Source organism: Croceivirga radicis, from assembly GCF_002072105.2.
Taxonomy (GTDB): domain Bacteria; phylum Bacteroidota; class Bacteroidia; order Flavobacteriales; family Flavobacteriaceae; genus Croceivirga; species Croceivirga radicis.
This window is the reverse complement of record NZ_MTBC01000002.1, coordinates 149,359-164,326: the sequence shown is the minus strand read 5'-3', so window position 1 is coordinate 164,326 and position 14,968 is coordinate 149,359. Positions and strand designations below refer to the sequence as shown.

The following is a 14,968-nucleotide window of genomic DNA, read 5'->3' as shown; positions in this document are numbered from 1 at the left end:
TTACAACAATAGCACAAACACGCTTAAATTAAGTAATGTTTTCTGCTTCAGCAGAAATGAATAAAAAACTATGATAATAAACATACCCGCTAATTCAGATTTTAGCATACATAATATTCCCTTTGGCATTTTTTCTACTAAAGATAGAAGCCCTAGAGCGGGCGTTGCCATTGGCGACCACATTCTAGACTTAGCAGCTGTTGCAGAATTAGATGTATTCAATTTTAATACAGCGGTTTTAGAACGGTCAGATCTTAATGATTTCATTGCTCTTGGAAAAGAAATCACTTCTAAAGTTAGAACCGATATTCAAGCTTGGTTGCAAGACGACAATTCTGTTTTGGCCAATAAGCCTGAGCTTTTTGTGCTCCAAACAGAAGCTCAAATGCACATGCCGGTTTGCGTTGGGGATTATACCGATTTCTACTCAAGCATTGAGCATGCCACTAATGTCGGTAAGATGTTTCGCGACCCAGAAAATGCGCTTTTACCCAACTGGAAGCATATACCCGTTGGGTATCACGGTAGAGCTAGTTCCATTGTGGTAAGTGGGCAACCCATACACAGACCTAAAGGACAAACCCTACCGAAAGATGCTACTCAGCCGGTGTTTGGGCCTACGCAGCGGTTAGATTTTGAGTTGGAAATGGCCTTTATAGTCGGCAAGAACACACAAATGGGTGATACTATTGCAACCAGTGAAGCTGAAGACTATATTTTTGGACTGGTATTATTCAATGACTGGTCCGCTCGTGACATTCAAAAATGGGAATATGTTCCATTAGGACCCTTTTTGGCCAAAAATTTTGCCTCTTCCATTTCTCCATGGATTGTCACTTTAGAAGCATTGGACCAATTTAGAGTTCAAGGTCCAACACAAGAGCCAAAAGTACTTCCGTATTTAGAATATGAGGGCACCAAAAATTATGACATTAACCTAGAGGTTTCTTTAACTCCCGAAAATGGCGAAGAAACTACTATCTGTCAAAGTAATTTTAAATACATGTATTGGAACATGACCCAACAACTGGCTCACCATACAATTAACGGCTGCAACGTACATGTTGGGGACATGATGGCATCTGGCACCATTTCTGGAAAAGATGAAAATAGCTACGGATCCATGTTAGAACTAGCTTGGATGGGTACCAAACCTGTACAACTTAAAGATGGTACGGAACGTAAATTTATACATGATGGCGATACGGTAACCATGCGTGGGTATGCAGAAAAAGAGGGGAAACGTGTTGGTTTTGGTAAAGTTAGTACAAAGGTTTTACCTACTAAATAAAGGGGTATGGCAATAAAAACTATTGACCCAAACAGCATATCGCAACCAGAGCTACATAATATACTTTTAACAGCAGTTGCACCAAGACCTATTTGCTTTGCTAGTACGGTAGACAAAGAAGGCAAGGTAAATTTAAGTCCGTTTAGCTTTTTTAACGTATTTAGTTCCAATCCGCCTATTCTTATATTTTCTCCAGCACGTTCTGGAAGAGACAACAGTCTTAAACACACACACGAGAATGTAGTTGAGGTGCCAGAAGTAACTATCAATATTGTTAATCACGCAATGGTGGAGCAAATGTCGCTGGCCAGTACAGCTTATGCCAAAGGTGTAAACGAATTTGAAAAAGCTGGCTTTACCCAATCTCCTTCAGAAAAAATAAGACCACCCCGAGTTGCGGAAGCCCCAGTTGCCTTGGAATGCACCGTACAAGAAGTTATAGAGCTAGCACAAACACCAGGAGCAGGAAATTTGGTCATTGCCAAAGTAGTAAATGTGCACCTAAACGAAGATTATCTTACCGATGGGCAATTAGATACTACCAAATTAGATTTGGTTGGGCGTATGGGAGGCAGCCATTATGTACATGCCAATGGTGAGGCTCTTTTTGAGATACCAAAACCCATACGGACACTTGGCATTGGCGTAGATGCACTGCCAGAAGGTATACGTAATAGCAGTGTTTTAACAGGAAATAATTTAGGACGATTGGGCAATATGGAAGCTTTGCCTACTGCAGATTTGATAAATTCCATAGTTAAAGAAATAGACCTGCCAGCTACCAAAATAGAAATTCACCAACTAGCAAAATCCATTCTAGATGACGGCGACACCATCAAAGCGATGTCTTTATTACTGTATGCCGAAACGCTAAACCACCGAAATGAATAACGATATTACGAGCAGTTTTAAACCGTTTTTACAACCCAAGGAGGTATATCAAGGCGGCAAAAACATACCGCCAAGCAACAAAAAAATATACAAGCTCTCTTCCAATGAGAATCCACTTGGGGCATCCCCAAAAGCCGTTAGAGCAGCTAAAGCAATACTAGACAAAGTAGACCTTTATCCAGATCAAACGGATATACGATTACGGGAAGCACTTGCAGCAGATTTTAACAATGAAATTACAACGGACCAATTTATCACAGGAAATAGTGGCTCCGAGGTTATAGATATGCTTTTACGGGCATTTGTTCGGGAGGGTGATGAGGTAATTTTTTCTAACCCCTGCTTCTTACCGTATGCTGTTTTTTCTAGATGGTACGGCAGCAAGCAAATAGATGTACCCTTGAAAGCACCTAATTACGAGTTAGATGTAGAAGGCATCATAAATGCCATTACGGCCAAAACCAAGGTTATCTTTTTAACCACACCCAACAACCCCACGGGAACATATATTCCAAAGTCGGTTTTGGATGAATTCTTTAAACGCGTACCGAAAAGCATTCTGGTGGTTATAGATGAAGTATACCGGCATTTTGCAGATGCAGAAGATTATGTTACCGCATTGCACTATGTAAAACAAGGATACAGCGTAATTGGGCTAAATAGTTTTTCTAAAACCTATGGATTGGCAGGCTTACGTATTGGTTATGGGTATACCACGGCAACTATTGCTAATTATCTGCGATTAATTCACAAACCGTTTTTATTGCCCATAACATCCATAGAAGCGGCTATTGGCGCTTTAAATGACCACGAATTCATTTCCGAGACGGTAAAAACGGTTAAAGAAGGCCGAAAAATGATTACCGCAACCTTTGAAGAACTCAATATTAGATATTGGCCTAGCCAAGCGAACTTTTTTATCATAGAACCACCATTCCCAGAAATGGAATTTACAGATAAAATGATGCAAGAAGGAATTATGGTAAGACCCGTAACACAGTTTGGCGCTCCAGGCAAAGTACGTATAAGTGTTGGCAATAAAGAGGCAAATTTAGCATTAATCAAGGCACTTGAAAATATAAAAACCCGAGACTAGCTCGGGTTTTACTTTTCAATTTAGATAGGTTTTATCTATTGCTTTGTAAAAATTATCGTAGCCTCAGTTAAATTTTCATCATCAAATTCATTACCGGCTACAACCATTGTATCACCATCTATTTGCACTTTAATTGTTTCTTCTTCTAAATCCTCGTTAATAAAGGTAAGCTGGTCTCCTTCTAAACGCCAAACAGAAGTTTCCGTATCGCTTTGGGTTGGGCAAGGAACATCCAACCCTGTTGGACCTGAATTTACTTCTATATAGGAGAGTTTATCAGTTGCCGTAACGGTACCTTCTGCATCAAACTCAAAAATTAATAATGCACAATTTTCCGCATTCAGTTCATCCACGATCTCCTCGAATAAATTCAATTGTGTGGAATTTTCTTCCTCTATTTGCACATCGGTCATTAACCAAGTACCAACAATAGGACTAACGGTTAAACTATCCATTCCAGAATCGTCTTCATTGTTTGAACAAGACCACAACAACAAGACTGCGATAATACTGGTAAAAAAGCTCTTTTTCATCTTAAGGTATTTTGGGTTGTTCATAAAACGAAAAAAACACCTAATTAGTGCACCTTTTTGGACTATGAACTAAAAAACAAAACGGTAGGTAGCTTTAAGCAAAAAGATATTTTGTGGTGTTTGGCCAAAAACATTGTTGTCCAAGTCGTCTAGTAGACCAGCCATTGGGTCACCAGACCTAGATACATCTTGAGACCAAACCAAGAAAATCTCGGAACCAGGAATATACTCCCAGCGTAATACCAAATTAGACCTAAATTGTACAAAAGAAAAATCAGGATTACCAAAACTAAAATCGGTAGTACCGTCTAAATCCGTATCCACCTGGTAGGTATCATCTACCAAATTAATTTGCTGCGGTGTGTAAGCTTCAAACCTATTTTCAAAAGTATCGGCAACAGGATTGGTAACATTTTTAAAACTAGCATATCTACCCCTAGAAATAAAAGGTTGTCCCCAATATTGTATGGTTAAGTTGGGGTTAATGGTATAATTTAAACGAAAAGACATGCTTAAAGTTCGTTGTTCTATAGCCCCATTTAGATATACTGTTTCGCCCCCCACTTCTAAATTATCTACAAACTGTAATTTATCATTATTTATTTGGTAAGAGGGATAAGCGGAAATACGTAAAGCATTTATAGGTTGATAGGTAAAGCCCGCTTCTACATAGTAGGTATTAATTGAATTATCGAACGCTTTGCGGCCATTATGAAATACGTTGAAACGAATTTTTTTTCTGTTATCTGTATTTATACCATTCCAGAAACTCACCCATGGAGAACGTTTTAACCTTGGACCACCTCTAAGTGCAAAGTTAGAATACTGTATGGGAGCATAGTTAAAACCTAGGTTTGAAAACCAATTCCCTTTCCAGTTTTGCCAACTATTGGTATTGAACTGCAAATAATTATGATTGCCCCCAAAATCCCATGCAGACCAATGGTTGTAATTGATACCCACACGCCTAAAAGTACTATCTGGCTTCAACGTTTGATAACCAATCCACGTGTAATGCCTAATATCGTCTGATTCTCTTTGAAACCCAATATCATTCAATTCCAATTCAGGGGAGCGCCACGTACCGCCTGTTTCAAATTTCCAATGGCCGTTACCTACTTTCCCTAACTGAATATTCCCCGCGGTTCCGGTTAATGATGTTCTATTTTCATCTACCTCTAAATGGTCTGCACCAACTCGCTGAAACAAATGCCTAATGGTTTGTTGCGTATTGAGAATGGCTTCCTCGCTTCCTTTTACATGGCTAAAAACAACATTTCCGCCAACATACCAATCCCTATTATTCCATTGATGTTTAAAATCTAGTGCTCCCGTATATGCCGAAGTGTGCAAAAAGTTTAAACTTTCTGGTAAATCTGCACGGTTGGTAGCGGTAAAAATACCACCTACATAAGAATTGCGCTCGTTAAAATCTTTTTGTAAACGCCCTACAAAATAATTGGTAAGTGGCTCTACTATTTCCTTTCTTCTATCCCCATTCGCATCTACCGTGGCAAATCTTTTTGCCGTTACGCTTTCTAAAACACCAATAGCCCAACCATCTTTTGTTTTACCACTAAATTTGGCCGCACCTATAATAGGTGTTTTATCTGGTACATTAGCAAATTCACCATCTCCTACATCTGGAAAACCATGTGGTGTTCTACCAATACGTCTAGAGTAAAAAACGTTATCAGAACCAAAAGTGTTACCTGCCTCAGAATTGGAAACCCGAAAGTCAAAGATGTTCTTATTTTCAACAAAAAACGGACGCTGTTCTTGAAAGAATATCTGAAAACCGTCTAAAGCAATGGCAGATGGATCTGCTTCTACTTGACCAAAATCTGGATTTACGGTTAAATCCAATGTTAAATCGTTAGTAACTCCAATTTTAGCATCTAGACCAACGGTAATATTGGTATCGTCTCCATCTCTAAACGGATTCCCCTCTTCTGCTTCGTAGGTTTCACCTTTAGCAACGGTGTAAGGCTGTATTTCTAGCTGTTTTTGAGGCTCAAGATTTTTTAATCCATGAAGTTCGCCAAACTCACTTACCCAACCCGGCTGGTCCACAGGTTTTCGTTGCCATAAAGAACGTTCTTCTCCCCTAAAATAACGCCTTGTAGATTGGAGGCCCCATACCTGATCTGGTGCATCTCCAAATTTAAGTTGACTCAAAGGTATTTTTATTTCTGCGGTCCAACCTTCATCATCCACATTGGTTTTAGTGTACCAAATAGGATTCCAACTCGCATCCCAATTATTCCCATTATTCGAAATAAATTCGTCCCCCTTTACCCCTGCAGCGGTTACTGTAAAGGAAAAAGCAGTACGTTTATCATGGTAACTATCAATATTAAACTCTACCCAATCTCCATCAAAACCATCTCGTCTAGACAAGCGTTTTACAATTTTATCGGGCTCATCGTCTAAACAACGAACACCAATGTAGAGGTATTTGGCATCGTAAATAATCTTAAACTTGGTTTGGTGGCTTGGGGGTGTATTTTCATCTGGTTGATTTTCGATATAGTCCGTAGCCCATTCTACAACACCCCAAATACCCTCATCTAAAACACCATCTATATTAGGAGGGGTTTCTATTGGTTTGGTAACATAAATTTTTTTGGCAACTATAGTTTGTTTTAAACTATCTGTAAAGCTGGTTGGCGGTTCTTCTTGTTGCTGAGCCCAAGAAAAAGAAAAAATAAAGCCAACCATAACAAAGGTTATGGCAGTCTTAATCACGTTGTTCGTTTTTTGATTGATGTAGCTTAAAGACCTTATAAAATCGTGCTTGTTACAGTTATTTATTTTTTTAAGTTTTATTTAACATATCTACTTGAAAATAGTTTCAATTAGCCCTATTTTCGCAGTTTGAAAAATATTTGGGCACAAGCGTTTGTAATTCAATCTAATAATTGTACATTTGCAGCCCGTTTATCGGAAAGGAATTAGAACTAATACGATTTCAGAGCAGTGGATACATTAAGTTACAAGACTATATCTGCCAATAAGGCCACAGTAAACAAGGAGTGGTTATTGGTTGATGCCGAAGGAGAGACCCTAGGAAGATTGGCTTCTAAAGTTGCCAAAATCCTAAGAGGAAAACATAAGACCAACTTTACACCTCACGTAGACTGTGGAGATAACGTTATTGTTATCAATGCCGACAAGATTACGATGACTGGTAACAAGTGGAATGAAAAAACCTACTTGCGTTACACAGGTTATCCAGGTGGGCAACGTTCTACTACAGCTACTGAATTGTTGGAGAAATACCCAGAAAGATTAATAGAGAAATCCGTTAAGGGGATGTTGCCTAAAAATAAATTAGGTGCGGATTTGTTCCGTAACCTTAAAGTTTATGCCGGTGCTGAGCATGACCATGAGGCGCAAAAACCTAAGACATTAAACTTAAATGAATTCAACTAATGGAAGTGGTTCATAAAATAGGAAGAAGAAAAACAGCTGTTGCCCGTGTTTACGTAACAGAAGGTAGCGGCAACATTACCGTTAATAAAAAAGCATTGGAGGATTATTTCTCTACTGGTACTTTACAATATAAAGTAAAGCAGCCGTTTGCTTTAACTGAAACCGAAGGCACTTACGATGTAAGAGTAAATGTTTACGGTGGTGGTATTACCGGACAAGCAGAAGCAATTAGATTGGCTTTATCTAGAGCAATGTGCGAAATTAACGAAGAAAATCGTACCGTTCTAAAACCAGAAGGCTTACTAACTCGTGACCCAAGAATGGTAGAGCGTAAGAAATTTGGTCAGAAGAAAGCTCGTAAGAAATTCCAGTTCTCTAAACGTTAATATTTCAAGCACGGGAAACCGTGCTTTTTATATACAGTTCATTGAAAATCCCGAAGCTTGCCCTTCGGGTATTATTTTATCAAAAACAAAAGTTGTCGTTGTTCCAAAAAGGAAAACAGCTTTTTGGAAATTAGTTTAGCATCTAAATGCTAAGGGCGAAGTATTAAACGGACCACCTTTGCATTGCTATCTCAACGGAACGTAAACTAAGAAAACAAAAATGGCAAACATTGAAGTAAAAGACCTTTTAGAGGCAGGTGTACATTTTGGACACCTTACAAGAAAATGGAATCCGAACATGGCTCCTTACATCTACATGGAGCGTAACGGTATTCACGTTATCAATCTTTACAAAACTGCTGCTAAATTAGAAGAAGCACAGGAAGCACTTAAGAAAATTGCTGCTTCTGGACGTAAAATTCTTTTCGTAGCAACTAAAAAGCAAGCTAAGGACATTGTAGCAGACAAAGTTTCTGCAGTAAACATGCCATACATCACAGAAAGATGGCCTGGCGGTATGCTTACCAACTTCGTAACTATCCGTAAGGCAGTTAAAAAAATGGCCTCTATTGATAGAATGAAAAAAGATGGGACCTTTAACACCCTATCTAAGAAAGAGCGTTTACAAGTAGACCGTTTAAGAGCCAAATTAGATAAGAACTTAGGTTCTATAGCTGATATGACTCGTTTACCAGGTGCAATTTTTATTGTAGACACAATGCGTGAGCACATTGCAGTAAAAGAGGCATTGAAATTGAATATTCCAATCTTTGCAATGGTAGATACAAACTCTGACCCAAGACCAATAGACTACATTATCCCTGCAAATGATGATGCTGGAAAGTCTATTGAAATTATCTTATCTGAAGTTACTAAGTCTATAGGAGAAGGATTAGCTGAGCGTAAAGCTGAGAAACAAAGCTCTAAGGACGAAGCAGCTCCTAAGAAAGAAAATAAGAAAGAAGCAGCAAAAGCAGAAGCTCCAAAGGCAGCAGCCGAAGTTGCATCTTCTGAGGAAGAGTAATTTAACATTGTCCTAAAACAAAACACAAAGTTTGTGTTTTACTTTATACATAATATTCAAAAACAAAACACATGGCAAAGATTACAGCCGCTGAAGTAAATAAATTAAGAAAAGCCACTGGTGCAGGTATGATGGACTGCAAAAAGGCATTGGTAGAAGCAGAAGGTGATTTTGACAAAGCAATAGAAATCCTTAGAAAAAAAGGACAAAAAGTTGCTGCCAAAAGAGCCGACAGAGAGTCTTCTGAGGGTGCTGCCATTGCAAAAGTTAATGATGCAAAAACAAGTGGTGTTGTTATCTCTTTGAACTGTGAAACAGATTTCGTTGCTAAAAACGATGGTTTCGTAGCGTTAGCCAACGAATTAGCAGAATTGGCTCTAGGTTTTGATTCTAAAGACGCTTTTCTTGCCGCTGATTTCAATGGCGTAAGCGTTGCAGACAAACTAACTGAGCAAACCGGTGTTATTGGAGAGAAAATAGAAATTGGTAGCTTTGAAAAATTAGAAGCTGCTTTTGTAGGTTCTTACATCCATGCCGGTAACAAGATTGCTACTTTAGTTGGTCTATCTAAAAGTGTAGATGGCGCAGAAGAAGCCGCTAAGGATGTTGCTATGCAGGCAGCAGCAATGAATCCTGTTGCTTTAAACGAAGACGGCGTTGATCAATCTATTATCGATAAGGAAATAGAGATCGCCAAAGATCAATTACGTCAAGAAGGCAAACCAGAAGCTATGTTAGATAACATTGCCAAAGGTAAGCTTAACCGTTTCTTTAAAGATAACACCTTGGTAAACCAAGCGTTTATTAAAGACAGTAAGCAAAGCGTATCAGACTACGTTAAATCTGTAGATAGTGATCTTACCGTAACTGCTTTTAAAAGAGTAGCATTGGGATAATTTTCCTAATAAAAACATATTTTAAGGCCTTAGTATTTCTACTAAGGCTTTTTTTATGCCTTTCAGTTTGGCATTACACATCCATAATTTTGATTATTTTTGTTCGGATTTTAAAAAACTGTCCATGCAATACAAAAGAATTCTTCTAAAATTAAGCGGTGAAGCCCTAATGGGAAAACAGAATTACGGTATAGATGCCGAACGCTTAAAAGAATATGCAGAGGACATAAAAGCAGTAATAAACAAGGGTGTAGAAGTTGCCATTGTAATTGGCGGTGGCAATATCTTTAGGGGCCTAAAAGGTGCCAGCGAAGGTATGGACAGGGTTCAAGGAGACCATATGGGTATGCTAGCTACCGTTATTAATGGCCTAGCCTTACAAAGCGCCTTAGAAATAGCCGGTGTTGAAACCAGATTACAATCTGCCGTTAAAATAAACGAGGTAGCAGAACCATTTATTCGTAGAAGAGCCATTAGGCACCTAGAAAAAGGCAGGGTGGTAATTTTTGGAGGTGGTACAGGCAACCCTTACTTTACAACAGATTCTGCAGCCGTATTACGGGCAATTGAAATAAAGGCAGACGTTATTTTAAAAGGCACACGCGTAGATGGAATTTACACGGCAGACCCAGAAAAAGATAAAAATGCCACTAAATTTGACAGTCTTTCCTTTACAGAGGTACTATCCAAAGGCTTAAAGGTTATGGATACCACAGCCTTTACGTTAAGCCAAGAAAACGAATTACCCATTGTAGTATTTGATATGAACACAAGAGGCAATTTGATGAAAATTGTTTCAGGGGAAAATATTGGAACCGTAGTAAATAATTAATTTGGCCTACAAATTGTAGCACATCGATTAAAACAAACTCAAATGGACGAAGAAATTACATTTGTACTAGACACAACAAAAGAAGGAATGGATGCCGCTATGAGGCATTTAGAAAAATCGTTTGTAAAAATACGTGCCGGTAAGGCCAGCCCAGCAATGTTATCTGCGGTTATGATAGAATATTATGGCTCCCAAACCCCATTGTCCCAAGTATCTAATATAAATACCCCAGACGGTAGAACCATAAGCGTACAACCATGGGAGAAAAACTTACTTGGAGAAATTGAAAAAGCAATTATGAATGCCAACCTAGGTTTTAACCCTATGAACAACGGCGAAAACATAATTATTAACGTACCCCCTTTAACAGAAGAACGAAGAAAAGAACTGGTTAAACAAGCAAAAGCGGAAGCGGAAGATGCTAAAGTTGGCGTACGTAGCGCTAGACAAGATGCCAATAAAGAATTAAAAAAGTTAGATCTTTCCGAAGATTTGCTAGCAAATGCTGAAGTAGATGTTCAGGAGTTGACAGACAAATACATTAAAAAAATTGAAGATGTCTTGGCTATTAAAGAGGCTGAGATTATGAAGGTTTAATCACTCTTAAATTTTAAAGAATACTAGGTGGCGTTTACAGGGTTTTCTACCTTTGCCACTGATTTTAAAGAAGGATGGTTAAAAAACTTACAGAAGGATTCTGGTCTGCGGTAGCTAGGTTAATACTCCGCAACAGAATCCTTATTCTTTTACTACTTGTTGCGGCAACGGTGTTTTTTGGTTTACAATGGAAAAACATGCGCTTTTCCAATACTGAAGCAAATGTACTCCCAGATGACCATCCACAAACGGTGCAATACGCAGAATTTGTTTCAAAATTTGGTCAAGAAGATAATGCCATTGTTTTAGCCGTTAGAGACACGGCTCTATTTAATCCGAACAATTTTAACAGATGGAATAAGTTAAGTAAACAATTCCAAGCCATACCAGAGGTAACTTCTGTTATCTCTACAGAAAACTTACAAGAGTTGGTAAAAGACCTAAAGTCAAATGAATTTAAATTACAACCACTCTATACCAACACGCCCCGTACCTACCAAGAGGTAGCCGCCATTAAAGACAAATTGTTTGAGCAGCTACCGTTTTACGAGAATCTTCTTTTTAACAAAAAAACAGGTACGGTAAGAACGGTAATCTACATTGATAAAGATTTATTGAACACCAACGTAAGAAATGAGTTTATACTTACCGATTTAGAAAATTTAGTAGATAATTTTGAGCGCGAAACCGGTTTAGATGTACGGGTATCTGGAATGCCCTATATAAAAACTTGGAACTCTAAAATTATTATTGATGAGATAGGTAAATTTATACTTGCTGCACTAGCGGTTACCTCGCTAATCTTTTTCTTCTTTTTTAGAAGTTTTAGAGCCACCTTAATAGCCATGTCTGTTGTGGTGGTTGGTGTTATGTGGGCGTTTGGGGTATTAGGCTTGTTTCAATATGAAATAACCATCCTTACAGCATTAATACCACCCTTGATTATCGTTATTGGCATTCCCAACTGTATTTTCTTAATCAACAAATACCAGCAAGAAGTTAAAAAGCATGGTAACCAAGCAAAATCATTACAACGGGTAATCATTAAGATTGGTAATGCTACATTAATGACGAACATAACCACAGCCCTAGGTTTTGCAACGTTTATTATACTAGACAGTGACTTACTCAAAGAATTTGGTATTGTAGCCTCCATCAACATCATTTCTATCTTTTTACTTTCTCTTTTAATTATTCCTATTGTTTATAGTTTTATGCCCATTCCAAAAGAGAAGCATTTAAAACATTTAAACAAGAAATGGGTAGATCGTTTTGTAGGTTGGATGGAGAATGTAGTGCGCAACCATAGAATTGCCGTTTACCTTACCGCAGTCACAGTTTTAGTATTAAGTATTATTGGCATATATCAGATTCAAATTACAGGAAGCCGCATAGAAGACTTGCCTAAAGACGCTAAGTTTTTTAAAGACATTCGCTTTTTTGAAGAGGAGTTTAACGGGGTAATGCCAGTAGAGTTGGTGGTAGATACCAAGAGAAAAAATGGAGTGCTAAAACTAGCTACTCTACGGAGAATGGATAGGATAAGTCAAGAAATTGACCATATTCCTGAGCTATCTACCCCGGTATCCGTTGTAAATTTAGCCAAGTATTCCAAACAGGCATTTTACAATGGCATGCCTAAATATTATCAGCTACCTACCTCGCAAGAAAATACTTTTATATTAGACATGGCCAGTAAATCTAAGGGAAATGCCAATTTACTGGAGAGTTTTGTAGACAGTACGGGACAAGTTGCGCGCATGACCACTTTTATGCGCGATGTTAAAACACCTAGAATGGAAGAAATCGAGAACGATTTATTAAAGTCCATTGAAAAGATTTTTCCAAAAGAGCGATACAATGTATACATAACCGGTAAGGCTATTCTATTCTTAAAAGGAACTAAGTATTTGATAAAAAACTTAATACTTTCGTTAGCCCTAGCTATTGGCTTAATTGCCATTTTCATGGCTTATCTGTTCCGTTCTTTTAGAATGATATTGATATCCTTAGTGCCCAATATTTTACCACTGGTTATAACTGCTGGTTTAATGGGGTATCTTGGAATTCCTATAAAACCGAGTACCATTTTAATTTTTAGTATTGCATTTGGTATTTCCGTGGACGACACCATCCATTTTCTTGCAAAATATCGTCAAGAATTAGCTGCCAACAAGTGGCAAATTAAAAAATCAGTATACAACTCCTTAAGAGAAACCGGTGTAAGTATGTTCTACACCTCAATAGTGTTATTTTTTGGTTTTTCGGTCTTTATTATTTCCAGCTTTGGCGGTACGCAAGCCATGGGCGGTTTGGTGTCTGCCACCCTACTTTTTGCCATGCTAAGCAATCTTATCTTATTACCGTCTTTATTGCTCTCCTTAGAACGTAACATTGCCAATAAAAAAATCTTTAAAAAGCCCCAAATTCGCGTATTGCCATTACCAGACGAAGAGAACGACAAACCATAGAATTTTCTAGCCTTTAAGCTCTGTTTAGTTTTCTCAAAAAGCTATCTTTGAAGCTTAAATTTAATTAGATTATGGCTCGATTATCGGTAAGTGATTTATTGAAAACAGAACCTACATCACAAGATGTAACAGTAGAAGGATGGGTAAGAACATTTAGGAGCAATAGATTTATTGCGCTTAACGACGGTTCTACGATTAATAACATACAATGCGTGGTAGATTTTGAGAATTTAGATGAGACCACCATCAAATCCATCAATACAGGTTCTGCCATAAAAGTTACCGGACAATTAGTAGAAAGCCAAGGGAAAGGGCAATCCGTAGAAATACAGGTTAGCGATATTTTTATTCATGGTGGGGCCGATCCAGAAACCTATCCTATTCAACCTAAAAAGCACTCATTAGAATTTTTGAGGGAAAAGGCACACTTACGTGTTCGTACCAGTACGTTCTCTGCAGTTATGCGCTTGCGCTCTGCTTTAAGCTTTGCCATCCATAGCTATTTTCAACAAAATGGCTTTTATTATATGCATGCACCTATAATCACTGGGTCTGATGCTGAAGGCGCGGGAGAAATGTTTAGGGTTAGTACATTGGACGCTAAGAATCCTCCTCTAAAAGAGGATGGCGATATTGACTATAAGCAAGACTTTTTTGGAAAAGAAACCAATTTAACGGTATCTGGTCAGTTAGAAGCGGAAACCTACGCTATGGGCTTAGGCAAAGTTTACACCTTTGGTCCTACTTTTAGAGCCGAAAACTCCAATACATCTAGGCACCTTGCAGAATTTTGGATGATTGAACCAGAAATGGCATTTTTTGATTTGGATGCCAATATGGATTTAGCCGAAGACTTTATTAAATGGGTAATTGGCTATGTTCTGGAAAACTGCCAAGACGATTTAGCATTTTTAGAAAAGCGTTTGTTGGATGAGGAAAAAAGCAAACCACAGGCAGAGCGAAGTGAAATGGCGCTAATAGAAAAATTAAAGTTTGTTGTTGATAACAACTTTAAACGCGTAAGCTACACGGAAGCTATAGACATTTTAAGAAATTCCAAACCGAATAAGAAAAAGAAATTTGAATACCCTATAAATGAATGGGGGGCAGATTTACAAAGCGAACATGAACGTTTTCTTGTAGAAAAACACTTTAAATGCCCTGTTATATTATTTGATTACCCTGCTAAGATCAAAGCATTTTACATGCGCTTAAACGAGGATGGAAAAACCGTTAGGGCCATGGATGTTTTGTTCCCAGGAATTGGAGAGATAGTTGGTGGATCACAACGCGAAGAACGTCTAGATGTGCTTAAGGAAAAAATGGCAGCACTCAACATTCCAGAAGAAGAGTTATGGTGGTACCTAGATTTAAGAAAATTTGGTACGGCAGTACATAGCGGTTTTGGATTAGGGTTTGAACGTCTGGTGTTGTTTGTAACGGGCATGGGCAACATTAGAGATGTAATACCATTTCCAAGAACACCGCAAAATGCAGAATTTTAGATAATTCTTTA

Annotated in this window: 13 protein-coding genes; 11 read left to right on the top strand and 2 right to left on the bottom strand. The window is 38.2% G+C overall.

Annotated elements, in window-relative coordinates:
* Nucleotides 1-70: 70 nt before the first annotated feature.
* From fahA to hisC, 3 genes are read left to right on the top strand one after another with little or no spacing between them, the layout of a single operon-like run.
* A complete protein-coding gene (fahA, locus tag BUL40_RS03655) occupies nt 71-1,291 on the top strand; it encodes a fumarylacetoacetase (RefSeq protein ID WP_080318123.1) in 1,221 nt (406 codons plus the stop codon).
* Nucleotides 1,292-1,297: 6 nt separating this feature from the next.
* Nucleotides 1,298-2,182, top strand: a complete 885-nt coding sequence (locus tag BUL40_RS03650; RefSeq protein WP_080318122.1) for a flavin reductase family protein — start codon at nt 1,298-1,300, stop codon at nt 2,180-2,182.
* Nucleotides 2,175-3,278 carry a histidinol-phosphate transaminase gene (hisC, locus tag BUL40_RS03645; RefSeq protein ID WP_080318121.1) on the top strand — a complete coding sequence of 368 codons (1,104 nt, stop codon included), beginning with the start codon at nt 2,175-2,177 and terminating at the stop codon, nt 3,276-3,278. Before BUL40_RS03650 ends, hisC begins: the two co-directional genes overlap by 8 nt.
* Before the next feature lie 35 nt (nt 3,279-3,313).
* Here hisC and BUL40_RS03640 read toward each other — a convergent pair whose 3' ends face one another.
* Nucleotides 3,314-3,811, bottom strand: a complete 498-nt coding sequence (locus BUL40_RS03640; protein WP_176465442.1) for a lipocalin family protein — start codon at nt 3,809-3,811, stop codon at nt 3,314-3,316.
* Nucleotides 3,812-3,880: 69 nt separating this feature from the next.
* Entirely contained in the window at nt 3,881-6,559 is a 2,679-nt protein-coding gene (locus BUL40_RS03635) for a DUF5916 domain-containing protein (protein WP_080318119.1), read from the bottom strand.
* Between the two features lie 231 nt (nt 6,560-6,790).
* On the opposite strand from BUL40_RS03635, the gene rplM reads away from it, so the two are divergent.
* The 8 genes from rplM (at nt 6,791) to asnS (ending at nt 14,957) form a co-directional block, all read left to right on the top strand.
* The gene (gene rplM / locus BUL40_RS03630; protein ID WP_010517706.1) at nt 6,791-7,246 is read left to right on the top strand and encodes a 50S ribosomal protein L13; all 456 of its coding nucleotides are present in this window, start codon (nt 6,791-6,793) and stop codon (nt 7,244-7,246) included.
* Nucleotides 7,246-7,632, top strand: coding sequence for a 30S ribosomal protein S9 (rpsI, locus tag BUL40_RS03625; RefSeq protein ID WP_010517704.1), 387 nt, complete (start codon nt 7,246-7,248; stop codon nt 7,630-7,632). The genes rplM and rpsI overlap by 1 nt, the downstream gene beginning before the upstream one ends.
* A 220-nt stretch (nt 7,633-7,852) precedes the next feature.
* Nucleotides 7,853-8,656 (top strand): 30S ribosomal protein S2, encoded by an 804-nt coding sequence (gene rpsB / locus BUL40_RS03620; RefSeq protein ID WP_010517702.1) that lies wholly within the window; start codon nt 7,853-7,855, stop codon nt 8,654-8,656.
* Nucleotides 8,657-8,727: 71 nt separating this feature from the next.
* On the top strand, nt 8,728-9,552 hold the full coding sequence (gene tsf / locus BUL40_RS03615; protein ID WP_010517700.1) for a translation elongation factor Ts: 825 nt from the start codon (nt 8,728-8,730) through the stop codon (nt 9,550-9,552).
* Between the two features lie 124 nt (nt 9,553-9,676).
* Nucleotides 9,677-10,384: a UMP kinase gene (pyrH, locus tag BUL40_RS03610; protein ID WP_010517699.1), complete on the top strand. Its 708-nt coding sequence runs from the start codon at nt 9,677-9,679 to the stop codon at nt 10,382-10,384.
* 42 nt (nt 10,385-10,426) lie between these two features.
* Nucleotides 10,427-10,981, top strand: coding sequence for a ribosome recycling factor (gene frr / locus BUL40_RS03605; RefSeq protein WP_080318118.1), 555 nt, complete (start codon nt 10,427-10,429; stop codon nt 10,979-10,981).
* A 74-nt stretch (nt 10,982-11,055) separates the two neighbouring features.
* Entirely contained in the window at nt 11,056-13,452 is a 2,397-nt protein-coding gene (locus tag BUL40_RS03600; RefSeq protein WP_080318117.1) for an efflux RND transporter permease subunit, read from the top strand.
* Nucleotides 13,453-13,523: 71 nt separating this feature from the next.
* Nucleotides 13,524-14,957, top strand: a complete 1,434-nt coding sequence (asnS, locus tag BUL40_RS03595; RefSeq protein WP_080318116.1) for an asparagine--tRNA ligase — start codon at nt 13,524-13,526, stop codon at nt 14,955-14,957.
* The last annotated feature ends 11 nt before the right edge of the window (nt 14,958-14,968 follow it).